Origin of the sequence: Rhodococcus sp. NCIMB 12038 (assembly GCF_002165735.1) — a bacterium.
Classification (GTDB): domain Bacteria; phylum Actinomycetota; class Actinomycetes; order Mycobacteriales; family Mycobacteriaceae; genus Rhodococcus_F.
On record NZ_NHML01000018.1, the window covers coordinates 51,151 to 77,212 of the forward strand.

The 26,062-nt window shown below is 61.8% G+C and carries 22 protein-coding genes; 17 read left to right on the forward strand and 5 right to left on the reverse strand.

What is annotated here, in order from left to right; all coding sequences use genetic code 11:
• Window positions 1–130: 130 nt before the first annotated feature.
• The 3 genes from CA951_RS26430 to CA951_RS26440 are packed head-to-tail and all read right to left on the reverse strand — an operon-like array spanning window position 131 to window position 1,932.
• Entirely contained in the window at window positions 131–457 is a 327-nt protein-coding gene (locus tag CA951_RS26430) for a hypothetical protein (RefSeq protein ID WP_087559656.1), read from the reverse strand.
• 6 nt (window positions 458–463) lie between these two features.
• The gene (locus CA951_RS26435; protein ID WP_087559657.1) at window positions 464–1,672 is read right to left on the reverse strand and encodes a conjugal transfer protein; all 1,209 of its coding nucleotides are present in this window, start codon (window positions 1,670–1,672) and stop codon (window positions 464–466) included.
• Window positions 1,669–1,932, reverse strand: a complete 264-nt coding sequence (locus CA951_RS26440; RefSeq protein ID WP_087559658.1) for a hypothetical protein — start codon at window positions 1,930–1,932, stop codon at window positions 1,669–1,671. The genes CA951_RS26435 and CA951_RS26440 overlap by 4 nt, the downstream gene beginning before the upstream one ends.
• Before the next feature lie 335 nt (window positions 1,933–2,267).
• Here CA951_RS26440 and CA951_RS26445 point away from each other — a divergent pair, with 335 nt between their 5' ends.
• Genes CA951_RS26445 through CA951_RS26455 form a run of 3 tightly spaced genes read left to right on the forward strand, consistent with a single transcriptional unit; the run spans window position 2,268 to window position 5,397 of the window.
• Entirely contained in the window at window positions 2,268–3,104 is an 837-nt protein-coding gene (locus CA951_RS26445; RefSeq protein WP_087559659.1) for a sigma-70 family RNA polymerase sigma factor, read from the forward strand.
• Window positions 3,104–3,367, forward strand: coding sequence for a hypothetical protein (locus CA951_RS26450; protein WP_087559660.1), 264 nt, complete (start codon window positions 3,104–3,106; stop codon window positions 3,365–3,367). Before CA951_RS26445 ends, CA951_RS26450 begins: the two co-directional genes overlap by 1 nt.
• Before the next feature lie 17 nt (window positions 3,368–3,384).
• A complete protein-coding gene (locus tag CA951_RS26455) occupies window positions 3,385–5,397 on the forward strand; it encodes a cutinase family protein (protein ID WP_087559661.1) in 2,013 nt (670 codons plus the stop codon).
• A 249-nt stretch (window positions 5,398–5,646) separates the two neighbouring features.
• Here the strand turns inward: CA951_RS26455 and CA951_RS26460 are convergent, their stop codons facing one another.
• Window positions 5,647–6,933, reverse strand: a complete 1,287-nt coding sequence (locus CA951_RS26460) for a Shedu immune nuclease family protein (RefSeq protein WP_256974087.1) — start codon at window positions 6,931–6,933, stop codon at window positions 5,647–5,649.
• A gap of 729 nt (window positions 6,934–7,662) precedes the next feature.
• Between CA951_RS26460 and CA951_RS44490 the strand changes: the two genes are divergently transcribed.
• Both CA951_RS44490 and CA951_RS26470 read left to right on the forward strand, forming a co-directional pair.
• A complete protein-coding gene (locus CA951_RS44490) occupies window positions 7,663–8,331 on the forward strand; it encodes a hypothetical protein (protein WP_256974088.1) in 669 nt (222 codons plus the stop codon).
• 296 nt (window positions 8,332–8,627) lie between these two features.
• The gene (locus CA951_RS26470) at window positions 8,628–8,942 is read left to right on the forward strand and encodes a hypothetical protein (RefSeq protein ID WP_087559662.1); all 315 of its coding nucleotides are present in this window, start codon (window positions 8,628–8,630) and stop codon (window positions 8,940–8,942) included.
• Between the two features lie 247 nt (window positions 8,943–9,189).
• Here CA951_RS26470 and CA951_RS26480 read toward each other — a convergent pair whose 3' ends face one another.
• The gene (locus CA951_RS26480; protein WP_235214912.1) at window positions 9,190–9,486 is read right to left on the reverse strand and encodes a hypothetical protein; all 297 of its coding nucleotides are present in this window, start codon (window positions 9,484–9,486) and stop codon (window positions 9,190–9,192) included.
• Window positions 9,487–10,304: 818 nt separating this feature from the next.
• Here CA951_RS26480 and CA951_RS26485 point away from each other — a divergent pair.
• The 12 genes from CA951_RS26485 (at window position 10,305) to CA951_RS26555 (ending at window position 25,897) form a co-directional block, all read left to right on the forward strand.
• Window positions 10,305–10,973, forward strand: a complete 669-nt coding sequence (locus CA951_RS26485; protein WP_087559664.1) for a hypothetical protein — start codon at window positions 10,305–10,307, stop codon at window positions 10,971–10,973.
• A 900-nt stretch (window positions 10,974–11,873) separates the two neighbouring features.
• A complete protein-coding gene (locus CA951_RS26490) occupies window positions 11,874–12,842 on the forward strand; it encodes a ParA family protein (protein WP_087559665.1) in 969 nt (322 codons plus the stop codon).
• A gap of 1,207 nt (window positions 12,843–14,049) precedes the next feature.
• Window positions 14,050–14,307: a hypothetical protein gene (locus CA951_RS26505; protein WP_011599879.1), complete on the forward strand. Its 258-nt coding sequence runs from the start codon at window positions 14,050–14,052 to the stop codon at window positions 14,305–14,307.
• A 191-nt stretch (window positions 14,308–14,498) separates the two neighbouring features.
• Window positions 14,499–19,877, forward strand: coding sequence for a telomere-binding protein (locus CA951_RS43525; protein WP_179220316.1), 5,379 nt, complete (start codon window positions 14,499–14,501; stop codon window positions 19,875–19,877).
• Complete coding sequence (locus tag CA951_RS26525; RefSeq protein WP_054247847.1) at window positions 19,877–20,608, forward strand: terminal protein; 732 nt, start codon at window positions 19,877–19,879, stop codon at window positions 20,606–20,608. The genes CA951_RS43525 and CA951_RS26525 overlap by 1 nt, the downstream gene beginning before the upstream one ends.
• A 149-nt stretch (window positions 20,609–20,757) precedes the next feature.
• Window positions 20,758–21,243, forward strand: coding sequence for a hypothetical protein (locus CA951_RS26530; RefSeq protein ID WP_235214911.1), 486 nt, complete (start codon window positions 20,758–20,760; stop codon window positions 21,241–21,243).
• The gene (locus CA951_RS43530) at window positions 21,240–21,401 is read left to right on the forward strand and encodes a hypothetical protein (protein ID WP_155756151.1); all 162 of its coding nucleotides are present in this window, start codon (window positions 21,240–21,242) and stop codon (window positions 21,399–21,401) included. Before CA951_RS26530 ends, CA951_RS43530 begins: the two co-directional genes overlap by 4 nt.
• Window positions 21,371–21,967 (forward strand): hypothetical protein, encoded by a 597-nt coding sequence (locus tag CA951_RS26535; RefSeq protein WP_087559670.1) that lies wholly within the window; start codon window positions 21,371–21,373, stop codon window positions 21,965–21,967. The genes CA951_RS43530 and CA951_RS26535 overlap by 31 nt, the downstream gene beginning before the upstream one ends.
• A gap of 181 nt (window positions 21,968–22,148) precedes the next feature.
• Window positions 22,149–23,153, forward strand: a complete 1,005-nt coding sequence (locus tag CA951_RS26540; protein WP_087559671.1) for a DUF3560 domain-containing protein — start codon at window positions 22,149–22,151, stop codon at window positions 23,151–23,153.
• Window positions 23,150–23,497, forward strand: coding sequence for a hypothetical protein (locus CA951_RS44495; RefSeq protein WP_256974089.1), 348 nt, complete (start codon window positions 23,150–23,152; stop codon window positions 23,495–23,497). The genes CA951_RS26540 and CA951_RS44495 overlap by 4 nt, the downstream gene beginning before the upstream one ends.
• Window positions 23,498–23,808: 311 nt before the next feature.
• Window positions 23,809–24,696: a DUF4192 domain-containing protein gene (locus CA951_RS26550; RefSeq protein ID WP_256974090.1), complete on the forward strand. Its 888-nt coding sequence runs from the start codon at window positions 23,809–23,811 to the stop codon at window positions 24,694–24,696.
• Window positions 24,697–24,922: 226 nt separating this feature from the next.
• A complete protein-coding gene (locus tag CA951_RS26555) occupies window positions 24,923–25,897 on the forward strand; it encodes a DUF4192 family protein (RefSeq protein WP_087559673.1) in 975 nt (324 codons plus the stop codon).
• Window positions 25,898–26,062 lie beyond the last annotated feature (165 nt).

The following is a 26,062-nucleotide window of genomic DNA, read 5'->3' on the forward strand; positions in this document are numbered from 1 at the left end:
TGCCGGCGAAGCCGCGAACTCGCTTCCGCAGTGCTAGCTACATCGAACATTGGAGCCCTCCTTGTAGAGCGGTCGCGCAATGAGGTCATTGCCGACAAGGCGCCTTTCAGCCGGTGCGAACGAGCGGAGATCACACGGGAAGGTCTAGGCCGGAACTCGGCTCGGCCACGATGTGCACCGCGGCGGGAGCGCTCTCCAACTCCTCACCTGTCGAGTCCTTCAGGACGTCCATGTTGAAGACGACCCACAGTGCTGCACCGCCGATGAGCGCTGATGTGATGAGTCGGGCAACTGTGAATGAGGCCATCAGATTCTTGAGAAGGAAGAACAAAACGAGGCAGCTGGCGGCTGACTGAAGGAGCAGCTTGCCGTCGCTCGTGAACTCCTGCGCCTTGTCGAAAAGTCCTACGGCAAGTACCGCGTTGCTGGGATCGGTGGCTGCGAGCGCAATGGACATGATGGGTTACCTTCCGGATGAATGAGGATCGGTTCCTGGCGGGGAAAACAACGGCACGTCGCCGGCAGTCGGCACTGAAAGTGCGGGGGTCTGCCCTGATTCAGACGATGCGGGAACCTGACCTGAATCAGATGAAGCGGGCTCCGGGGCACTCGCACTTGGTGTGGCCTCGCTCTGTGCGGTCGTTGACGAGGATGATGTTCGGGGTGCCGCCGGCGGGTACAGCGGCGTTGCGTCAATTGCGCTGACCTCCCACCGACCGCCGCGGGATGTCATCGTCAGCGCGTACTGCCCACTGACCGAATCGACCTCGGTGACTTTCTGCGCTGCCGTCACCAGGAGGCGCACAACATCACCGTCAGGCAGCGGTGCCGATGCACTGGCAGCACTCAGGTCTTCCGACGAATAGACATCGGTGATTGCCACGCTGCGATACGGCGCCGGAACAATCGGTGCGATCGAAACCCCCGGCGTGAGATAGCGGGCTACTTCCCTGTTGCCGGTCAACATCGCGGACAGGAACTCGTGAGCGGACGTGGCGATGGGATGGTTGGCGACCCGGTACTTGTAGCCGAGCTTGACGTCGATCGAGGTCGACGGTTCAGCTACTTCGGCGGGGAGTGCGGCGGCCCTCACGCCCGCTTCGGTAACCACAACCGGAACCTGAAAGTAGCGACGAACTGTGGCCGCATTCGGGTCCGAGGCGGCTCGAACTGACACCGAGACCGTCACCGCGTATGTCCGTGACTTCTGCTCGTACTCGATCGACGCGACGGCCGGATCAGTCGCGGCAAACAACGGCGCAGTCGGAAGGCGGGGGCTTCCCGAGACGAAATGATCGAGTTCTTGTTCACTCCCACGCGATGCCTGGAGCCAGGCAACGACGAACTGCCGAGCAAGATCTTCGGCTTTCGCTTGACCGATTGTGTCGACGTCTGCGGTGTCCTCGGTGGCGTTGTCGGTGAGGTTCGAGGTGGGCGAGGATCCGAAGACGACGAGGATCAGGGCAACTATTCCGGCGCCGAGTGCGGCGAGGATTCCTGCCTTGAGAAGTCGGGTGGTCCACACCTGCCGAAGGCCCCACTGTGCACGCTCCGCGCGCGCCAACTCCTCGGCTTCGTCGACAACGGAGTCGACGCTATTTTCAGTCGCGGGATCGGTCTTGCTCTTGGGGCTGCGGCCGAAGTTGTTGATCTTCGCGAGGTCGATTTTCATCGGATGCCGGCTTCAGTCGTCGGGTCGGACGTTCGGCAATCGGAGACGGAATCCGCGACGTCGAATGCGGACGCCCGCGACAGCGCGGCGCGCGCGGCCGGCGCTTCGACGAACACCAACAGCCACAGCGAAGTGCTCGCCTCTTCATCGAGAGGGTTCACCGCCAGGGCTGCCGCGACTCGGCGGATCTCCTCGGTGACGGCGTGCACGTAGCCGAGATCGTGCAGCTGGGCTTGCAGCGAGTTGTCGAGCTCGTGCATCCGGTCCTCCTGGCGACTGGGGTGTGGAAGAGCGCCACACAGAAAAAGTGGGCTTCTACTTGGAGGAAGATCCGGATCCGGGGGCTTGAGTGACATCGCTCGCGAAACTTTTTGAAGTTTTCTCTGCAGTCACCAAGGGGTTATTGCCTCAGCCGAAAGAGCGCACGTGAGGGGCACTCCCTGGCCCACCGCCGCACAGCCGAAACCGTCACGGCAACAACGCCCCGGCAATAACGAGAACCCCTCCGGCAACAACAAACACACAGGTCAGAGGCAATATCCGGTTGCTGTACTGGGCGCGAGACCACCTCGCCCGCGCCCAGAGGAGACCGATCGTGGAAACGTCCACCCACGCACCCACCGCCACCACAGCTTCACCGGCCACGCCGGTTCGCAGCACCGCGCAGAGCAATCTGTACAGCCGCTTGAACACCGAGTGGATGTACCTCTGCGCTCGCCCCGCCGCCGAAGTCTTGACGTGGTCGGTGAGCCAGGCGGCGCTCCGTGAGGTCGCGGATCTCAACGATCTCGCCGCGGCGCACCGCCGAGATCGTGATGGTGTGCTTCTGGCGCTGCTGACACTGCATCAGGAAGGAAGCGCCCTTGCCGGGCGAGCGCTACTGCAGCTGATGCTCGGCAAGCTCATCTCCCTGACGCGCCACGCACGGGTCAGTGGGCACGATCGGTATCACGCGTGCGATGAGAGAGCGGCCTCCACAGTGGCCACGTTCATGTCACTTATCGCCACCTACAGGCCATCCGGTGAGAACGTCTACGCGGCGCTCTTCCTGCACACGCTGAAGAAGATCACGCGCGAGGAAACCTTCGCCCACGAGATCCCCGCCTCCGATGTCATGGACGAGTCCGACAGTGCTGAGAACGAACCGGAAGCGGACATCTCTGCTCCGGCTCTGCTCACCTGGGCGGTCGAAAAGAAGGTCATCAACGACCTCGATCGCACCCTGATACAGCGGGCATACCTCCAGCAGACCGATTGCGACCTGGCCGTGATCGCCGCGGAGATTGGGATGACTCCGGCAGCGCTTCGCCAGCGGCTCTACCGCGCGGTCACACGCCTTCGCAAAAGTGTCGTCGCCTCCAACCAGCCGCCTTCTCGACCCCGGTTTGCACGCGGTCGTCGTCGGACTGCAACTACTACTGCGGCGACCTGATGACCCGTAGCTTCGCGCCTCTGTTCACCGGCATGGTCTTCATCGCGGCGGCGTTTCTTCTGACCGAAACGTCCTTGCTCCTCGAAGCGACGCGAGGATTCGATGCTGCACTCACCCACCCCATAATCGCTCGTCCCGGACTGCTCGCCGAGTCCTCGCATGTGATGAGCAGAGTCGCTCTCACTGTCGCTGACTTTCTCCCCCGCGACATCACCACTCATATCGACAGCGGTCGGGTCATCGTGCCGGCGCTGTATCGCTGACGAAAAGAGAAACACTCATGACGCACCTTCACACACCAACTTCTGCGGGCGGTCGCGCCAACGACAGCGGCCGGGTTGCCCTGCTCGTCGCCTCCCTGCTCGCTGCACTCCTCGCCTCGCTCATCGCGGTTATATCGCCAAGTCAGGCCGGGGCGGCGCCGGCATCATCGGGCTGCCCGGCAGTGGAAGTGGTGATGATGCCGGGAACGTTCGAGACGGACTCGACCGCTAATCCTGACGTCGCGAAAGGTCTGCTCAAGCAGGTCACCGATCCTCTTTCCCAGCTGTTCGGCAGCTCCATCAAGATCACCTATCCGGCGTACGAAGCGTCCGCCTTCAACAAGGGCAAGACCTATGGCACCAGTAAGGCATCTGGCATCGCGGCCGGCGCGCGCGTGATGCAGACCCGTGCAACGCAATGCCCGATCACCCTGTTCGCACTCGGCGGCTACAGCCAGGGTGCGGACGTGGCCGGCGACTTGGCATGGTTGATCGGACACGACAGGGGACCGATCACGGCAGAGAAGTTGATCGCTGTCGGTCTTGTTGCCGACCCACGGCAGAGTTCGAATAGCGACAACACTCTCGTCGGTCCTCCCGTCGACGGTGTCGGGATCGCGGGGGCCAGGCCGGGCGGCTTCGGAAAGACAGCCGCAGTCACGCGTTCGTACTGCGCCCCCGATGACCTCTACTGCTCGACCAATGCCGGCAAGGATGGATTGCTCGCAGGACTTGGACGAGTGCTTGCGCAGCCTCCGACTGCTTCCGGCCCGCAGCAGAGCGATGGATCTCAACCCACCACCGCGGGTCTGCAGAACGCCTTGGTGTCCGACTACTCGAAGGTCAATCTTCCGGGATTGGCCGGCAACATCGAGACCCTGCAGCACCAGCTGCAGTCCGGCGCTCCGGACCTGGCGAGTATGGAATCGGCGGCGGCAGCTATTGCCAACACCCTTGTTCCGGTGGCCGATACGACCAGCTGGGTATCCCAGAATCCGGCCGTGGAACAGACGCTCATGACCGCGGACGCATCCACTCCCGAATACGCCGCCGGCCAGATAGTCGACAAGGTCAAAGGCATCGACCTCAGGAGTGCATTTCAGGCCGCGGACACCATCGCGCAGACTGTTCAGAACGCCTCCACACCAGATCAGGTGCAGCAGCTGCAGACATCGGTGGACACCTTGTCCAACCAGGTCTCCCCCTTGGCCGCCACTCCGGCCGACGGTCTCTCACTCGCGGCGGACGCCCTCTCGATCATCAAGCCGAGCGTGCTCATCAACCAGGTCACACACATCGGGACGAACACATTCGACCTCGCCAACAACATCCCTGCAGTCCTCGACATCTTGTTCAACCGGATCCCACACATTGTTCTCGATCCGGGTCTCGATCCAATGGCCAAGGTCAAGGCAGTCCACGCCGAGTTCGACCGCATCAACCTCCTGTTCGAGCCACTCATCAAGCTCCCCGCCGGACTCGACTACAAGACCGCGGCGGCCCTGATCGCGATGATTCCCGACCCCTCCGGCGCCGCACAGATCATCTCGATGATCGTCGGCCTCGTCGGGAACCTCGACATCATCGGTCTGGCCAACACCGCCGGCGAACTCCAAAAGCAGCTCTGGCACGCCATCGAGACCGGCGACATCATCGGAGCCGGCCTCGGCGCACTCCCCCACATCCTCGACTTCGCGAAGATCGCGGTGGGCACACTCAGCGGTGGCCAGAAGACCGACGCATCCAAGCTCGGTTCAGTGTCTGCGGCCACGACGACCGGACAGCAGATCACCCAGCAGTCACAGGCTGGGGACCTTGGAGGGCTCGCCTCGAACCTCACCGCCTTGGCAGGCTCTGACGGTGCAGACGCCCTGTCCCAGATCGGTGCCGAAGGGCTGAAGTTCGCCTCATTCATCGGGTCCGGAACTCACCAGAACTACGGGGAACTCGTCGTCGATGTATCAGGCACAACGGCCCTACAGGACATGACCAACCACTTCCGCGAGCCAATCGCCAAGGCCGTGGCCTAAACCGGTCGTTCATCATCGAAATGGCGGTCGTCCGATATACGTCGACAGAACATTGGCCGGCCACCCCGACACTGCGACGCTGCGTCCCGCCTCGTCCGGTCAAACGTATGGGATCAGACGTGAAGTATAGGGATATGCGCTAGTTCGAGTCGTCTCTCATTCGAATCGATTCCGAGACAGACAGACGATCACTCGATACCGTCCCGCCTCGGGGTCCGCCGTTCTCTCGGCGTCTCGGGTCCCTCGCCGCTAGCGCTCGCTGTCTTCCGGGAGAAGGAATTTACGCAGCAGCTTGAGCTGTTCCAGGATCTCGTCGTACGTCACAATCTTCACGTTCCGTGAGTTTGCTCGGTACATCTCGAACGACTTTTGCTCGTCATCCGAAGATGGAGTTCGCCCGATAACGACGAAGCACGACACCGCGTATGCCTCCAGATCCGCCCGCGAAGCCAATTTCAGGCCCGCGAAGGAAGTCATCAGTTGATACGCCTGATCCATCACCTGCGTCACGGCGCCGCCGAGATCTTTGGACGGACCGAACACACCCCCTCGATACTCCTTAGTGTTGAGCAGTGACGTCGACGGCTTCTTGATCTCCACCAGCGCAACATTATTGGTCAGTGGATTCTTGAGGAGGTAGTCGGCAACCTTGCCGCCACTACCGGCGAATCCGACACCACCGACAGAGGCACTCGACTGAAAACTGACCATTGGCGTGCCGAACACCTGCTGGAGTGCAAAGGCGTTGTTATCGAAGAAGTTCTGCCAGAACCCCTCCTTCTTGCCCCTAGCCAGGGCATCTTCGTAGGACTGAATGAGTCGATCAAGATTCACGAGCTCGACGTCGCGGTGGAGCTTCAGAAACGTCTCCGGCCGTGTCCGCGCCAGTGCAGCGGACTCGGATGCGAAGGTGTCGATCAGCGCGTCCTGCTCTTGCTCGGTCAGTTCCTTGACGCCATCAGCGGCCTTCGTCAGCACCTGCGACACCGGGTGGCGGCCGAGGCTGTATACCGCCGGCTCCAGGCTGAGGGTAGCGGCCAGTGCGTTATGAACGAATGCATCTTTGACCCGCGCAGCACCGTCGTAACCGCGGCTGTTGATTCGCCGGATCTCTGAAAGAATCGCCTCGAAGCGTTCCAGGCCGAGGAGCAGCTGCTTCCCGGCCACCGCGACGTTCGTTCCTCCCATGAAGTAGATTTCGTCGCACTCGGTGTGCTTCTCGATCAGTCGCACGAGGCGATTGCAGTCCTTGACCAGCCCCAGACCAAATTTATAGTCCGTGACGAAACCGCTCGGCAGCCACTCGAGAAGAAGCTCCCTGAAATCAACAACGCCGACGTCCGTATCCGGCACGCTCATCGTCAACGTGTGAATCTGCGGGTACTTCGGCTCAAGATACTTCTCGTTGTCCGGAAACGTGTAGATAGGGAAGATACGCAGCTCCGAACTGTCACCTGAGAAGTTGAGTATCCGCGTCCCGTCAGCAGCACTTGGGTCGTCGTCGGGAGGAACGAGCGGGACGAAGAATCCGTCCACCTCATTGTCATGATGTCGAACGTCAAGTCGGGCCTTAACATCCTGGTCGCTGCCGTATCTTCTCACCACGATGTGAGTGTCTCATCATTCGGCATCCCCGAAGCCGTCGTTTCTGATGACGCTGATCGCAAGCGTAGGTCAGGCCGCCCGCCCTCTATTCCTCTACTCTCCGACCATGGGAAACGGAAAGAATCAGGGTGAAGAGAACCGACACGGGTTGCGCCAAGGGCTGCCACCGGGATATCGCAATGCCCTGGCCCCGCATAGAGCCGAGGGTGCTTTGACCGCCTTCCAGACGCCTTGTGACTGCACTGTGCGATACCCAACCGTCCTTGTCGAGGACGCTATTGCAGCGAGGGCTGCCCATGCCCTACCCGCATTGTGCGACCACGGCACTGGCCACATCCTCACCACTGAACCGGATGGAGCCCACATCCGCATCTCTGGCGGCCCAGATGCAGTCGCCGAGATCTACATTGCGATCCCCTGGCCGCAGCAGGTACTCCGTTTCCCCGGTGGGTATCCGGACGGTCATGCCTGTAAGCGAGCACCGTCCACCGAAGCCCTACGGTCGTACTTCGCGAACCTCAAGAATCCTTAGCGGCGCCTGCCACTCCGAACAGAATGGCCGGAGGAGGACCCCGCCGAGTGCCGACGGGGTCCTCCTCGCCCGGGCCATCCGGGGCAAGACCCTGTTGTACGCAACGCACCCACTGCCAGACTGAGTAGATGGGCGACTCCGCCGTCAACGTGAAGCAGCTAAATCTCGCGAACCTCGTCTCCGTTCGGCTCAGTCAGCTCGGCGACAGATACCAGGCCGCGTCACATCTCGTATCGTCCGCGGCTTTCCAGGTCGGCTTCGTCCGGCTCGCGGCCGGGATGGCCGAATGGGCGCGCGAGCCGGACGGACACAAGCAAATGCAGGAGCGCCTCTCGAACGAACAGTTCAACATCCTGATGTTGGCGCCGGTCGACTACGCCTCACGCACAGCGATGACATGTCTGGACCTCTGTGCCGCAGCGGCCTATCGGCTGCGAAAGTCTGGCCAATACGACGCCCACGGGGGCAGGGAATCAGATTTAGATCACCTGCGTAATGCTAAGAGCCATGGTGTTCGGCTGCACGCCGAACAGGAACGCTGGCGCGCGGAAGTCACTGGATCGGCGGCTCGGAGCCTTCTAAAGCGGACGCGTGACATCGTCACCCATCGACCGATCTCGGAGTACTCAATCGTCGGCAGCGATCAGCCGACCACCTCGATCGAGATCGATGGACAACGATACGACGGAGTCGCCCTAACTTCTCGTTTCGCTCGATTCGCCGAGACTCAATACGAGGCGTTCGTCCAAGCAGTTCTTGCGGACTTTCCCACTAATCGGACGAAGACGACGGGCTAGTCGGGCGCAGACCCCTCTGGGCCCCGGTGGGCAAGACACCCATCGAGAACGAAGCAGTCCAGGTCCGCACCGACCCTGCACGCCATGGCTCCCCCTTCACAGTTCGAGTACCGTGGTCGCGATCTGTTCGTAGTACACGTGACGACATCAGTAGGCGGTGACGGTATTCCCCAGGTAAGGGACATCGCTGCCATCGACACGAGCACCGGAAGGTACTGGAACATCACCTCTCCGAGTCACAGCGAGCCACAGAGGACGCAACTGCGGTACTCGGTCTCCGGACTCTCGCGAGCAGCATGGAGGGGCACATCGCCGGCGGATTCAACCCCGACGAGCACGCGCAATTGCTCACCCGACTGTTCGCCGAGGTCAACCTCTCCCCCACCTGGTATCAGAGCGCTGATATCAGGCAATTGACAGCTGGCGCTCTAGGGATACCACTGACTCACACACCCACTGCCGAACAGACGTGCAACCTTTGGGGCGTTTCGGTGAGGAACGCCCGCCACAGCGCCGCTCAGATGGCAAAGGCGGCCGTCGCTTGCTTCGACGCGCTCGAACATTTCGCAGCTGGGGGTCAGACTGCCAGTGTCGACCCGATGACGAACTGAGAGCCAGATGCTCCGACGCGATCTCCAGATCCCACCGCGAATCCTCGGAATCTTCCAGCGCCTTCGCGGCCGGCATATTGCAGGGTTGTGGGTTCTTGGGGCCCTTCTCGTCAGTGCGATCGATGGTGTCGCCGCAACCGGGACGACCGTCCACTCACTTCTCGCCGTCCCCGTCCCCGTCGCTGTTGCGCCGATGATTGTCCTTGCGCTCTGGGTAGTCGCGAATAAGAAGTAGGGCTCGTCGGCGCTACTCTGCCGCCTGTGTGCGTTCGTCGTCCCCGAAGAAGTACCCCGTCAGGGCCGCTGTGATCAGATGCGACCGCGACTTCGCGGCAAGATCGATGACAAGTTGATCGATGACATCGAAGTCCGCCTTGAACAGGCGGTATGTCACTTGCGTCTCGGCATCGTCACGTGACGTTTTGGCGCGAATACCTCGGGGTGCGAAGAGCCCTCCCCCGATTCGGCCACCGGGATACAACAACTCGGGCAGACGGTCGTGCGTCGCCTCGATCGCGACAATGAAGATCTGACCGTTGGTCATTCCTGTCTGCTCGCGAAGCTGCTCGAGTTTCGCGTGGCACTTTGCCGGCACTCGAACGCTGGACGACTTCCCTCCGCTGTCCGGATCCGTCACCACGGGCCCTCGGTCGGGTGGCGCATCCCGAGACGGCTCGTCAACTCCCGAATCCTCCCCACCCTCAATGAACTGGGATGCGATGTGTTCGACCGATCGAGCAGCCGGTGACCGAAAGGTCGAAGCTAACGGACGGTGTCCCCCGGTGGCTCGAGGTTGACCATGTTCCTGCGTCACGACGATGTACTCCGATGCTGAACAGGGAGCGAGGCGCGCCCGCTCGAACCCAAATGATCTTGATGTGCTTTATACAGTCCGCGCTGGACTACTTCGACCAACAGTGCATACGACCAACAGTGCATGAAGGGCGCGCTTTCAACGTTAAACGTGACGTTGTAAGAAGAACATAGACCACACTGACATACGCCGAAGAGAGTAGCGCAACTTCGCATGAGCGGTACCGACTAGTGCTGCGCAATCGGCCTCAATAGGGTCCCAGCCTCGTCCCATAACCGTCCCAGTCTTGCATCTAATTAGTCTTGTTAGACTATGGGACGACTGGCAGTTTACGTTGTCTTGTACTAATAATCGAGTGTGGGACGCTGTTGGTATGCTCCTTGGACGCTTCAGGGAGGCACATGTTGCACTAGTTGCGCGTTTTTCTAGATGCTTTGATTTCATGCTCGGTATCTATGTGTTGTGCGCTAGAGCTATGCCTTAGAAACGTTTGGGACGATTGCATAACTATGGATGACACACCTATCGCCCGATGTCATCATGTTCGTATGACGGTGCCAAACGGTGAGGGCCTCGAGCTTGGCCGTCCGTGGATCGAAGATCTGCGCTGGCACCGCGATCAATACAGACAGTCCCGCTTTCAATGGAGTGGCAGTGAGGCGCTCCTCGCGGCTACAGAATTCACCCACGGGCGCCAGGACTTCACCTCACTGATGGATCTGCGCGAGTTGAATCTGGGCCGGCGTGCTGCCACTGAGTATGCCGCAGTCTGCCAACGCGCGTTCGGAGAGGCTGCAAGGCAGGCGCGTCGGTTCATCTGCCCAACTTCCTGGGTCGCTGTCGCCATCGAACTGGACTCGACAGTCGACGACTGTTCGGCCAGCTCTCACTTCGCGACCTGGTCGAGCCCTGCAGATAGAACAAACACCCAGGTGGATCGGGTTCAACGGATTGTCGACGGCCTCTATTTCTCGAACCCTTTGATCCGGGCCTGGGAGCTCAAGCAACTCTGGGACCTGTACACGGCCGCCGAGAACATTCTCGAGGACACCTTGATCGACCTCGTTGTCGAGCTCGACGGATATCGTCGAGCTCAGGACATTGCCGATGCGATCGGCGTCTTCACTGTGGCGGGCCTCAGTCATCGGGTAGACCTCCAACGAAGCCAGCGCGGCGTCGTCGGCGATCCCCGCAGAACACCGCATCAGTACAGGTAGAGCGCAAGTCTGTACCTCTTCACGCATCTGTTCACGCAAAGGCTTCCCCATACGTCCACGCGCGTAGACCCATCCCAACGGGGCATTTGCCCTGTGCCGCACTCGACGTTCGATCCGCAGAGTTTTCCGCTCGGGCGCCAGTGTGCTCTCACGCACTGTGCCTAGCACCGCATTACGGCACCCCATCACGCATCTGATTCAGTTCACCCCCTCGTGCTCGAACCAGCAGCGGCGCACGGAACTGCTCACGTATTACAACCAGTGGTGTTGCCCGCATTGACGACAGGGTCAAGTTCACGCGCACGTACCGGCATCGCCTTCCGTGTCCGATCACTTACTCCAACACGTGTGGTTACCGGCATGCAGTCACGTGCAATCCATCGCGGTTAATCACGCCTACGTCCACGTAGGTTGTCCCGCTCAGCATCCTGCATGACACCATGCGTGGCTTCACGCAGATCTTCACGCATGATGTCACGTAGCTATCTATGCAGCTTCACACGCGTTAACCACTGCACTGTGTCCCGCTGACTATCCCGCTTGTCGCCACGCGAATTCACACGCATGCATACCTGCGTTGCTACCTACAGTTAGATCCGCGTGTCTTCCCACTGGCCTACACGCCTGTCAGCACGCCTGAACTCACGCTGTCTGTCATGCCTGTTCACGCGCGTGTTTTCACACTGGCCGGCATGCCTATAATCACGCCAGACATCACGCTTAAATCCACGCTTGACCACCCGCCTTACCTCATACGGTTGACCCCGTCGCATCTCACGCGTTTGCTCACGCAGATCTACCTACGGTTCACCCCGCGTGGCATACAGCAAGTTGTCCAGGAATCCTGCTAGCTTCACTGGGAACCACTCGTCACAACCAAAGTCCAATGGGAGAACTGCCATGTCCATGCATGTCGTCGAGACCTCAACTGCGGAGCAGCAGGAACTGCCGGTGTCGTTCGGTTTCTTCAACGGCAAGGGGGGAGTGGGAAAGACAAGCTGTGCCGCCAACTGCGGCGGACTCCTTGCCGCCGCCGGATACCGAGTTCTGATCGGTGACTTCGACCCCCAGGGGAACCTGTGCCGCGATCTGGGCTACGACAAGCGAGACGGATCTGAACTGTTCACCGCGCTCCTGCAAGGGTCCGCGCCTCCGATCGTCCACAATGTCGGGGGCCGCGAGAATCTCGACGTGGTGCCGGGTGGTCCCGCGATGTTCGACCTGGCGGCCGTCATGGTTTCCCGGCAGCAGCGTCAGGGTGGTAAGCGGCTCGGACAGCTCGTTCGCGCCATGCTCCTGCAGGTTGCGCGCAACTATGACGTGATCATCTTCGACACTCCGCCCGGTGATTTGACCATCATGGAGGCACTGATGGAGGTCGTCCAGGCTGTGGTCATCCCGGTCAGGGCGGACGACGCAAGCCTCGACGGGTTGGAAACTATTGCCGGCCAGTTCTCGGCGACACGGGATGGTGATCCAGACCGTAATCTGCCAGCTGTCAACCCGCGGCTGCAGTTGGCAGGTATTTGCTTGTTCGGTGTGGGCTCGCGCTCAACCAAGCTCACGGCGAAGATCCGTCAATCCGTCAACGAGATGATCGGGGATGCCGCCCCGATCTTCGAATCCCGGATCCGGACGATGGAATCTACTGCCTATGATGCCCGCCGGGAGGGCTTGTTGGTCCATGAGCTGGAACAGCAGACCGAAGTCGCCAAAGTCGCACGTTTCGCCGCTTTGAAGAAGGGCGCCAAACCGACGGATCAGATACTTTCGCGCAATGCGTCCGGGTTGGCCGAGGACTACGCAGAACTGACACGCGAAATCCTCGTGCGCCTGTCGACCATCAGCGAGGAGGTGGCTTCGGCATGACCGAAACCAGCACTCCTCGTCGCAAGAGCCTTGCCAGTGCTTTCGCTCCGAAAGGTAACCGAGCGGAGGGTTTGGCCGGCCTCCTTCCGACTGCTGGCAGCCCCACCCAGCCGCGGCGCTCTACCCCGGTCACCGAGGTAGAACCAGCCGCGGAGGAGCCTCGGCCTGTCGAGAAGGCGCCTGCAGCGCAGGAGCCGCCACAAGCTCTGGCCGAATCACCCGCGCCTACTTCTACGGTGCCCGTGCCCGTTCGCTCCGAGCCGGTCAGTAAGCCAGAACCAACCCCACCACCCGCACCCACACCGACCGAGAAGCAGGCTCCCATTTATGAGCCGGCCCCGGACCCGACTCCGGTCACCGACGATGATGGCGAACCTCCGACGGAAATTGGGAAGGTGACCGTGACGGCTTACCTGGATCGCGCCACGCGTGATGCACTGCAGAGCCGCGCGGCCGAGCGTAGATGTGATCACGCTGATGTCGTTATCGAGGCCTTCGATTCTGTGGGGATCGCGGGACTTCGTAGCCTGTTCCAGCCGGTGGCCGGGCGATCCGCGGCCGGGATCCCCGTGCATCAGGAGCCATTTGCGGTCAAGGGTCCCGTTGAGACGTGGTTCCGGTTCACGACGGCTCAGCGGGACTGGCTTGATGCTCAGGTGAAGGTGGTCGGGTCGAAGTCCCGGAGCCGGCTTCTTGCTGGTGTCTTGTCGCTACATCTTCGGACGGTGTCTCGCTAGTGACGATGGGGTAGGGCGACGGGGGAGTAGAACCTCGCCGCCTACCTTTCAGTCGATTCCCGACAGCTCATCGGTGGTGCAGGCGAAGGCACTTCGGGTGTCTTTGAACCCACTCCCCACCCCACTCCCCACCCCACTCCCCACCGCCGTGGGGAGTGGGTTTTACCGTTTGATCAGGTATTTCTTCCCACTCCCCCCACTCCCCACCGATTGGCCCCGCAGGTCACACGTAGGAGTAGTTGTTCATCTGAAACCGCGGTCGGGCGAGTTTGGTGAAACAGTCCATGCTCCGCGGCATGATGCGGCGACGAAGATCTTGTTTCCCATCTGTCACACAGCGTTGGGCCGAAGGATCTTCCTCTAACCAGAAGCGGATTTTTGGTGAAGGTGAGGGGATGCACGATGAACGGCGACACACCGACAACACGACCTTCGACGTTTCCGAAGCAGTTTCTGTTTAGGCTCATCGCATGGGACGGCCACACAAGGGAACGCGCAAGTGCATATCAGTTCGTGCACCCCTTCAACAGCACAGCTTCTACGAAGCACGCGCCGAAGAGCTCGGACTTGAACTCGGCGACTACGCCCTGCTCGTCATGGCCCGTGCGTACAACCTGGATGTCCCCGACTACATCCTTAAGAAGTTGGACCCGGAAAAACTACGGGCCCACGACGAGCGCTATGCGGTCTGCGATTCGTCCGACAACGAACTTTCAATCTCGGCATGACCTGGCCATAAATAGCGAAAGACCCCCACTGCTTGGCGGCCTGCGGGGGTCCTTCGATCCGTTGATTACGAACTGAGTCCTGGAGGGGACCTTGTTCATAAATACGAGTCCTGGAGGGGACCTGTGCCCATACTAACCCGGGCCGCACCGCGCTTGCCAGATCTCCTGGCGCGTGTGTCTGAGGCGGCTTCGTGACTGCTATCACTGCTGGAGCTATTGAGAACGGCCGGATGTCGTCATTCGACCGGGTTCGTGCTGCTGCCGAACGCAATGGCGGGGTGACCGAACGCGGCTCTACCCAACTGATGGCACGGTGCCCAATACATGGCGACCGTCACGCGTCGATGTCAGTGACCTGGGTCGATGGGCATCGGGGAGGAATGGTGCTGCTTCACTGCCACGGCTGTGAAGCTCCCGTCTCGGAGATCGCCGACGGCCTGGGGTTGTCGATGACCGATCTCTTCGACGAACCGCTGTTTGGTCGCGACGCGCTCACACGCGTAGGCCGATCTCCGCACCAACGTGGTGCTGGGCGGCGTAGGCCGAAGGGAGGACGACTGCCCGCCCGAATCGCGTTCCCAGACGTAACACCGGACGCGCAACACCGGTGGGATCGGGTCAAGGTCTACCCGTACGTATCAGCCGACGGTGCCTTGGTGCAGGAAGTGATCCGAGAGGAATGCACGAGCTGTGAAGCTGGCCGGCACAAGCAGTTCCGACAGGTTTTCGTGGATGCCGCAGGGACCCGGCGCAAGCGTAAGCCGGAGGGTTTTGAACCGGTCTTGTATCGACTGCCGGAACTGCTGTCGGCAATCTCGAGCCATTCGCCTGTGTGGTTACTCGAGGGGGAGAAGGATGTCGAGACAGCCGAGTCGCTTGGACTGGTTGCCACGACCAATGCTCAAGGCGGACTGAACTTCCCTCTCTCGTGTGCTGACCTTTTCGAAGGCGCTGAGGTTCGCGTAGTGCTCGATCGCGACTCCGTCGGATGGAAGCGGGGTATCGAACTCGCATCTCTATTGGGTGGCAGTGGTGCCCAGGTCCAGCTCTTGCTGTCCGCACTGGCGGCACCTAAATCTGATTTCACTGACCACGTCGATGGCGGTCAATGGTTGACCGACTCGACGTGGGGTGGTCTGATCCCTGTTCGGCCTGGGGAGGTCGCTGCCCACGGCTTTGCTGCCGACGTAATCGAGAAGCAAGCTCTAATCGAACTTGCGCTGGCAGAGGCGACCGCCAGAGCTGATCGTGCAGATGGGCGGGACGGAGACGAAGAGTTCCGACGCGCACAACGTTGGGCGCTCGAATCGGAGCGACGTTTCGAAGATCTGACTGAACTTCTGGACAAAGTTCGACAGCAGGCCGCGGCTGAAGGCACCGATTGGGCGGGAGAAGCGGTCGAGAATGCCATGACCGCATGGCGTGCTGCGCGTGTTGCAGCGCGAGCGGCACACGATGTCGCGCGAGTTCCCATTCCGCCGATTCTGCAAGATCCCGAGCTTGAGCCCGTACCGGGTGCGGTTCAGGAGTCGCTCAGCCCAGTTGATTCACAGTCGGTCCGGTCTGGCTCGGAAAGCCTCGTTACGCCGCTGAACACGATCCGGGGGCGAAATGTTATCGCTCCGGTGTATCGGATCATTGACGGGAACTTGGTCGAAATCGTCACGACCAAGAGCGGTGATCAACAGGCGAAACTCGTACTGGACCTCGATGCCCGGATCGTTGAGATGGAGTATCTCGAAATTGCCGAGGCGGGTATTGACGTCGACGAGCCGGAGTTGATGGGCCGAGCGGCGATGGCCGGTCAGAGTGAAGTCAACCCCGCCGCACCTCAAGAACTCACCGCAGTGGTTATCGGCTACACCCATCCGGAGAGCCGAGAGTTTCTGCGGATTCGGATCCCGGCGAAGGAGTACCGGGATTGCGGCTGGGTCGATACCTTGCCAGGTCCGCCTGCCTACGACTCTCGCCCCAGCGGAGTGGCGAAGCTGCGAGATGCACTCAAGGGCGCAGGTGGGCGCGAAATCCAACGGGTGGTGCGTTACCGCTCCACCGGGTGGCGCCGCGATGATCAGGGAAAGTGGTTCTTCGTTCATGCTGGGGGAGCCATCGACGAGAACGGTGGACGGGTAGCCCCCGTTCTGCTGACCGGCCCCCTGAAGATGTATGACCTTCCCGCACCGACGCCCGACCCAGTAAGGATCCGAGAAGCATTCCTTCTTCATTCCGGCTCGATGCTCGAACGCACCCCGACGCGGGTTTCGGCCGCTCTACTTGGGCAGGTATTCAGGTCCGCATTGGGTCCGAACCCGTGGGTTCTTACGTTGGTCGGATCGCCTAACAGCTACAAGACATCACTCGCGTCATTGGCGATGCACCACTGGGGAGAGAAATGGGATCGCCGGCGACCGGCGACATCGATGTCGGGCAACGGCGACACATTGAATGCATTGCGTATCAAGCTTAACGCCGCAAAAGACGCTCTGTACTGGGCGGACGATGTCGCACCAACTCGAGATTTCGGGACTGCGCAGAAGGCGCTCGAAGAGTTCGCTCGCATGGTGCACAACGGTGAGCAACGCTCGAGAAGCACACGTGATGGTCTCGGTGTTCTGGACGGAACCCCGCCACGCGCGTCTGCGTTGGTTACCTCCGAGATCATGCCGCGGCCAGGATCTGCAGCTCAGCGGATGCTCGTGGTGCCGTTGCAGGCGCGGGAAATCGACCTGGATGTTTTGAAGGAACTCGATACTGCGCATTCCCGTCATGGCCGTGCCTTGTTGATGGCCACGTACCTGCAGTGGTTATGTCCTCGGTTGGATAGTGTCCGCGCTGAGGCGTTTGCCGAAGGTGAGCGGTATAGCGAGCGTTTGCGCACGAGTGGTGAAAGTGTTCGTCAGGCAGACGCTTTGGGGTCTCTGTGGGCGGGCTGGCATGCGATGTCACGTTTCCTTGTTGATGTCGGAGCGTTAACAGAGAACGAAGTCGCGCAGGTCGGGGACCTGGTCACGATGGGCTTGTCTGATGCCGCTGCTGCGGCGACTGACCCAGATCTGCCCATGCGGACCGGTGCGCGAGTACGGGAGTTGTTGGTACACGCACTGAGAAATGGTCACGCCTACGTGGAAGACGTCGACACCGGGCAAGCTCCAGCGGATTGGTCGATGGCTGCATGTCTTGGATGGCGGCGCAGTGTGGTGGGTGAAACATCCGACGGCACCCCTCGATGGCGTGCGGAAGGTCGAGGCGTTCGGTTGGGATATGTCGTCGCTAACCCGCGGCCGTGCGATGGTCAACCACAAGTCTTGTTGGACCCGATGGCCCTCGAACAGGTGTTGAAGACCACTGGTCAGACGATGACCGATACCTTGCAGATCGATCGTGGTACCGCCTTGAGGGCTCTCTATGACGAGGGCGTGCTGATCGCGGAGGAACGGAAAGGCCGGATGCCGCGGTACACGGTGCAGCGGATGGTCAAGTGCGAAAACCGCAGGCAGCGCATGGTTGCACTGCGGCTACACAAGTTACTCGGTAGCGATGATCCGGAAGACCAAGTAACCAGCGATGCAGGATCAAGTGACCCGACACCCGGCGGCGATTCCAGCAACTCGTCCACGCCTGATGTACCCAGCGGTCCGGCTCTGTTCGACGGTTGGCTCGCCGATCTGAACAGTCCAGCGCCCGGCGTAGCTTCGGGTGATTCGTCCAACGAAGTCATGAGCCTGACCAGCTCTCATTCCGAACAGGAGCCTGAGATGGCTATCGAGACCGATGCCGAGGGGCATTTCGCTGATGGAGTGCAGATTTCACCGGTTTCCACCTGCGCCCTGTGCGGCGGCGAGGACGCCGGATGGCAGATCGACGGCTTGGTGATGCACCTTCCCTGCTGGTGGCAGAGCACCGCCGCCACCCGATCTGCAGCTGCAGCAACCGGCGACACAGTCGGACAAGATTCGCCAATGGTTGTGGACAAGCTGGAGTCGGCTCCCGTCGAAACGACGTCGCCTGACACTGCTGCAGCAACGCCGACCATCGTCGCGACGGCGGAGACCACGCAGCAGCCGATCACGACAACCCCGGCGCCGAATCCTGCAGCAGGAGAAGCACCGACCACCTTCACCGCACCCGCGGCAGTACTCGACGTCGATGGCGCATGGCTACCCGATGGCACCCGTCACGACCTTGCCGCGCCGATCACCCATGTCGGCGATGTCGCGGAACTCGTAGCGACGTTGAACCTCGGCACGTGGACGTCGGACAAATGGTCGGTGCCTGGGCAGATCTGGATCACCGACGCGATGGCGCAGCACGTGGGAATCGACACCAGCAGTTTGGGCAAGCGCAACCGAAACGACCGGATCAAGGAACTGACCGCACAATCTCCGTTCGTCACAGAGGCTCTCTCCGAGGGCTGGCAGCTCGGCGGCAAGGAGGGGGACCGGCTCGGCACTTGGACCCGCGTGTGGAAGGGCGAGACGCGTGGTGTCTGGGTGGCACTGGTCTCCGGCATGAGCCAAGACCCCAAGGAGATGCCCATTCTTGGTGACTCGCCGGCACCCGCCGTTCTGGCGCGGCGCCTGTCACTGCTTGCAGGTGCTCTGCGTTTCCCCTGGGCTGTGAGCCCGGCATCGACGGGCATCGACCTGATGATCGCCGCCCGGCCGAAGGAGTGGAAGCGCGTATTCGCATCCTCCGATGCCGAGTTCGCCAAGAAGTTCCAGATCTTCGAAGCGGATATCGACTGGTCACGGACCTTGTCTGACGACGAAGCGAAGTGCCGTTACGTCCATGCCTTCGACCGCGGCGGGTCGTACGCGGCAGGAATCGCCGGCCTCGAACTTCCAATCGGCGAACCTGTGCATCATTCGAACGGACTACCGTTCGATCGCAAGCTCCCCGGGTACTGGCTCGTGGAGATCCCCGAGTGCGCGGACTGGCGGCTCCCGAATCCACTTAACCCGATGGGCTTGTCAATTTCTGAGCCAAAGTGGGTGACTACACCCACCCTCGAACGCGCCAGCAGTCTCGGGTACGAACCAGAGATTCTGGAGGCCTACGTGTGGCCTGACCACGGACGGGTCCTCGTCCCGTGGTACGAACGGATCCGGGATGCGCGAACCGTCTTGGACGTCAAGGACGATCTCGACGCGCAGTTGGCTCGCGAACAGAACAAAGTCATCTATACGCACACGATCGGCATTCTCAATTCCGATCTGCACTTGGCAGGACGCCCAGGATATTCACCAGAGCGTCACCACCACATCGTCGCCAAGTCGCGGGCCAACATCATGTACCGGATAGCTCAGATCGGCGAAGACACCGGACAATGGCCCGTCGCAGTCACCAAGGACACCGTGCTCTACGTGTCGGATGAATCCGATCCCCAGCTGGCGTGGCCTGGAGGACCGAAGCAATTCGGACGTGGTTTCGGCCAGTACAAGCCGGAAGGATCCGCACTCCTCGCCGAACATCAGCAGTACCTGGACAGCAAGGGCTACCGGGGCAAGTCGGATCTGATCGCACCGGCTGAGTGGATGTCCGCCGACATCAGCGCTGGAAGTGACTCGTGATGGCACGGAAACCCCTCAACCGCACTGCCTATTCGCGGATCGCCGACAGTCTGGCGGACTACGGCTCTGTGGTGGACAACCAGATCAATGTCGCAAGAGCCGCCAAGGAACTTCGTGTTACCCAGACAGCGGTGCGTGAAGTGCTGCGCGCTGAGCGCGGAAAGCTACAATCGGAATTCTTCGGCAAGCTGACCGGACGCCGAGGCGCCGACACTTCCGGTCGACCTGGATCCGCCAACCTCAAGGCTCAGCTGCTTGCCGCTTACGGGCCCGGCAAACGGAGCGAGATCAACACTGCCGCCGCAGCACGCGATCTTGGGGTCTCTCGACGCACCGTGGAACGCTGGCTGGCCCCGGAAGGCCGGCAGCGAATCGCCAAACCACGAGCCGAGACCCTCAAAGCCCTAGCCCACAAGGCCAAACGCGCGGCATCTACGCAGAGCGCACGTCGCGCGGCGATGTCGACTATGCGAAGCAGCAAACAAGGTAAGGCGCTGGCCAAATACGGCGGCAAGATCAGGATCGATGCTGTTCAGGGTCCGGGACCGCGGGAGTATGCCCGCGATCGGCTGATCACCTTGACGCTGACGCCCGACCAGGTCGAGGCGATGTGGAGTGCGTATGAACGCGGTGGCGACAAGGGAATGACCGACTGGATGAACACGCGAGCGCAGGACTACGTCGGTGGGTGGGAGTTCTTTCAAATTAACAGCTTCGACGTGGAACGGTAGTTGTGGTCGTCCATCAAGGACCTCGCTGGACGCGCAAACGTCTCGAGGCGATGCTCCGGACCTGTTACGGCGAAACGGCGCGTGGAAGTGTTGACGCGCAGGCGGTCGCGGACGCTATGCATGTCTCGTCGCGCACCGTTAGGCGATGGTTGGCCGGCTCCAACCGACAGTTGGCGGCCGTCCCACATCGTCGACTCGAGCAGCTGCGTCTGCCGGCCGCCGAGTCTGAGTTGCGGGGCCGGCAGCAGGCCGACTACGCCCGCGAGGCGATCGCCCAGATCGCTCTCCCGAAGGACAAAGGAGTTTTGCCTGTTTGGCGTGAGCGGGGTTGGCTCGAGCCACACGTCGTGGCGATTCTTGACATCACTGGCAAGCCCTGGAAGCAGGTTGTGATCAGCAACGGCTCGGCCCGCTCGATGAACGAGTGCCGGCGCCGGGGCTCCATTGTCGATGTCACGACGGTGCCGACGCGTTTCCATGGTGTGGTGCTTGCTCAGGAAGTGCTCGATGAGATCGAGCCGTGGAGGTTGCACCCGCTACCGGAGTTGCTTCCTGTTGGTCGTACACATGTGTGGTCGAACGACGCGCCGGCGGTCGATCTGTCGGTGTTAGCTGTGTCGAAGGAGTTGAGATGACAAACGAGAAGGGTATGAACATGGACAACGAAGCCAGCTTCGTCGAGCAACGAGCCAAGGCGCTGCTTTCGGAGTTCGTGCTCGATGATCACGCCGAGAGCTCGCACCGTCGTAAGGTCGATCTTTCGTGGTCATCGTCGGGCCGCTCACTGCCGTGATCGATTCGGTGGGGCCGCGCCCATGGTTGCGCGTGAAAGATCCGCAGCCGTTGCCCGAGGCATCGAAGCCAGCACTCTTGGCGCGTCAGCTGCGTGAGCTGGACGAGAACAGCCTCGGCCGGCTGATACGCGACCACCTTGTGCCGCTCAGTTCGGACCACAATTACCGCACGCGGTGGAACGGATTCTGGTCATCGCTCGGGTTCGACCCGGTGCTGCGTGACCGCGCGACGGGGATCATCAATGGATTTCTCGATCTCGCTGAGGGAGCGCTCGAAGCCAACGATCAGGATGACAATCAGACTAAGCGCACCGAGAAGTTCTTCGACCGGTGTGAGGGTGCGCTCGACCGGATCCTGAAGCGCGAGGACGAACCGCTCGCCTGGGCGGGTGCGGCAGCAATGACGTTCAATCCACCGGCTCGGGCAGTGATTGACCAGCTCGTGTCGGCCATCGAGAAGCACCGAAGCGATCTGGACAACGAAGCGCTGTGGGCGACACTCGACAGCGTCCGGAAGCAGTCCCTGGGCGGATCTGGACCGCGGAAACGCCGATCTCAACGCTGAGATAGTCAGTCGGTTACAGCGTCAGTCAGTCGCTAGACACAAACGTCCCCGGCACCGGGTGTGCCGGGGACGTTTTCACTGTTCAGGGGCTGTTTTTGACGGTGTGTGGGGGTAGATTCGGTGTTGTCCTGTTGAAGGGCGGACTGACCATCTGCCCCCTTGTTTTGGGAGTTGTTCTGGCATGGTGACGATTTCACATAGTGCGGCCGAAGGGACCTTGATAGAGGGGACGTCGCGCGGCGATGGTACGAACGAGGCGTTGAAAGCACTGGGGTGGCGGTGGTTTCGTTCGCTCGGGACCTGGGGTATCCGCGGGAGCCGGGATCGGGCGCCGAAGTTGCACTTGATCGAGAGCACTGCGGCGGCGTTGCGCGCTGCTGGGTTCGAGGTACGGGTTGAGATCGATGCCACGGCGCGGCCAACTGCCGAGGTCGAGGCCGATCGGATTGAGCGTCAGGCCGGCCGCGTCGCGGCACTCGAAGACAAGGCGCAGCGACGAGCTGATCAGGCCGACCAAGCATGGGAGGCTGACCGGCGCGCACACGATGCGCTTCCGGAGGGTGGCGAGCCGATTCACGTGGGGCACCATTCGGAGAGGCGACACCGGAGGGCTATCGAGACCGCGCATCGCACGCTCGGGCAGGCCGTGGCTGCCGAGGAGGATGCGAAGGAGGCTTGGCGGCGGGCTGAGTCGGCGGCGGTGACGACGTCGGCTCGGTACAACCCGGAGACGGTCAAGAATCGTATCGACTCGCTGCAGGCGAGCCAGCGTGCAGATCAGCGGCTTTTGGACGGGCACAATCGGACATTGTTCGTCGTGCGGGGAGTCAAGCAGGTCGAGAAGACTGCGCCGGTCGAGGGTGCTTACCGGGAATCGATTATTGCTCGGATGGTGGAACGCGCAGATCAGATCGCGTATTGGGAGGGAGTTCGCGCGGAGCAGATCGCGTCGGGGCAAGCAACGAACTACGGGCCCGATGACATCGCGAAGGGTGATCAGGTTCAGCGTCGCGGCCAGTGGTACAGGGTCGTTCGTGTGAACAGGAAGACCGTGAGCATCCCTTCGATCGTGGACGGGGGCTGGACGGACAAGGTTGCGTATCACGAGCTCAGCGGCCATATCCGCGCCGAGGCTCAGGAAGAGCCGGCGGAGACCTTTGTCGACGTGGAGGACGCCCGGTCATGAATCAGTTCCGATCCGAGATCCACAGTGGCGAGTTTCGGTGCTCACGGCACTACCCGGTTTCGCGGCGGGTGGAAGATGCCGCGGCACAGGCCTTTATGGAGTGCTTGCCTGGTTCGGAGTGGCCTCCGGTGAACACTCAGTTCGCCGATGTCTTCCGTCTGGCGGCATGGCGCCTTCTGGTGCCGATCGAGACGGTCGCGGCGCTGGACTGCTCGACGCTGACCGGGCTGGACTGGTCAGTGCTGGCGCCGGACGCGCAATCGGAATGGATCGATCGGGCGCGCGCGAGTATTGCTCGGCTCACGCGCATGCCGCACTGGAAAAGGCTCAGTTGCACAGCCTAATTGAGCGTGACTCGGTGGTGTCCAGCGTGTAGCCGTGGCCGGCCGCTGGGCGCCGCCGAGTCAGTTTCTGCCGGCGGCCCCGGCACCGGGTGTGCCGGGGACGTTTTCGCTGTTCCGGGGGTGTTTTTGTCGCTGGGTTCGGCTCGTTTTCGAGGTGCAGTAAGTCCAAATTTCAGCGGGTGAGTCTGACCAGCTCACTCATCGACCCAAAAGGGGTTTGTGTGATGGAACCGATTCGTATCAGTTCGGCGGTGGATGCGGCCGCGTTGGCGGTGAGTCTGGCGGGGCACTTGCCTATGTCGGAGGTTGTGGTGGCTCCTCTCGATGAGGAGGCGTTCGGGGCGGTGTTGCTTGCCCAGCTGCCCGAGGTTGTGTCGTGGGCCGATCGTGAGGAGTGGGTCGAGGTCGCACGCGAGCGTGTCGGTGACATCGAGTCGCTTCTGGTGGTGGTGTTCGGCTCACCGGCCCACGCCGAGCTGGTGGTGCAGGCGCTGCGTGAGTCTGCGCCCGATCGGGCGTTTCACGTCTTCGCGTACTTCCAGGGTCAGGCTCGGCGGTTTCATCCGCTGCCGGGGGAGTGGGAATCCGGCGACCTGGCGTCGCATCCGGTCGTGACGCTGGCCTTGATGGAGGGCAAGGTACGGCTGCAGACGCGTGGGGAGATCCGTGCATGGTTTGCGTCGGCTCAGCTCGGCGAGGAGCGAGCACAGGCGGTCACCGAGGCCGCCACAGCGGAAGTGCGCCGAATGAGCCGTGAGGACGCGTTCAGGGCGGCGGAGGAGCTCTCCCGTGATGTCATCGCCCGGTATCTCGTGGAGTACGAGACTCGCGGGGTGTGCGTCAGCGATGAGCACGCGGCGCGGTTGGTGGCGGCGGCCTGGCATACGCCGGTGCGGGATGCGCTGCTGTCGGGCATCACTGTCGAGCGTGGCCGGGCGCTGGGCGAGATGTGGCGGCAGGTTGCGGCCGTGACGATGCGGTATCCGGCGGCCGCCCCGCTGATCTTGGCCGGGGCCAGCTTCTGGGTCGGTCGGGACGCGGTAGCGGCCAGGGAGGCGATCTCTGCCGGACTCGGGGCGTTCCCGGATCACCCCTTCGGTCAGGTGATGGAGCAGATGCTCGACGCCGGATTGAACCCGTCGATGTGGGATCAGTTGTGCGCGGCCGTACGTGTGGCCAAGGGTGTCGCCGACCAGTAGTCCAGTGCTGTTGTGACCGGTGGCCGGCGCCCGACCGGCCACCGGTCACAGCTGTATGCGCCTATGTCCCCGGCACCGGGTGTGCCGGGGACATAGGCGCAGTTCAATGCGGGTTTTTGTCGGAGGCTTCGGCTAGGTTCTGGGGTGTTCGGAAGTCCATTCCACGGGTGAGTCTGACCAACTCGCCCATCCGACCCAAAGGGGTTTTGCTGTGAGTGTTTTTCGTATGTCTTCGCCGTCCGATGTTGTTGCCGGTGCGGTCGCGTTGGGCGGTCATCTTCCGGTCGACGAGGTGGCGGTGTTGAGCCTTGACCGCCACCCGGCGGCGGTGATGCTGGTCCAGTTGGGTGACGATGCGGAGCGGGAGTCGGGGCGCATCTTGGACGCACTGAAGAGCGCCGCACCGTTCGAGGAGAGTCAGTCGATGCTGGCGGTGGTGTTCGGCCCGGCCGAGCGGGGTGATGTGGTGGGCGCGATCCTCGAGCGGCTTCGCCCCGATGCGGTGACCCCGGTGTTCGTGTTCACCGATGGTCTGGTGCGTCAGTGGCACGGGGCCGGGTCCTTGATCGGGCAGCCGGGCATGCCGGTCGATCTGGCGGCGCACCCGATCATCGCCAAGGCACTCGTGGTCGGCTCCACCACGCTCATGACCCGCGCCGAGATGCGAGCGAGTTTCGCCCCGGCCCAGCATGGTCCAGGCCGCGCCGCTATCGTGGCCGCTGGTTTCGGGCGCGAGCGCGTGATTCTGGCCGCGATGGCCCCGCAGAACGCCGCCGACCGTGCCTACGATTTCGCGTTGGCACCGTACGTGGGGGGAACCACCGGAGCGGGGGAGCGGGGCATCAGCGTCACGGACGAGCACGCCGCGATCATCGCGGCCGCGATGCACGATGTGCCGGTGCGTGATCTGCTGTTCGCCCGGATCGACGCACACAATGCCGATGCCGCCGCCGAGGTAATGCGTCAGGTCGGGGCGGTATTGCCCCATGATCTCGCCGGTGCGGTGATCATTCTTGCCGGAGTGTTTCATTGGGTGAGCCGTCACGCCGCGCTGGCACGTGAGGCGGTGAACGTGGGCCGTGCGCTCGATCCCGCGCACTCCTTCGGGAAGCTGTTCGAGCAGTTTCTCAACCACGGGATGAACCCGGCACTGTGGGAGCAGCTGCGTGCCGCGGCGGTGCGGGCCCATCAGGACCAGTAGGTAACGAATCAGCGGTGCGGTGATCGAACGGGACGGTTCCGCACCGCTGGATTCGGCCAATCCCGTTGGTAATGAAGACTTCCGAGGTGATCATTTTGTTTTCTTCGGATTCCGTTATGCAACAAGCTAAACCCTTGACCCAGCGCGCAGCGCGTGGGTGAATTC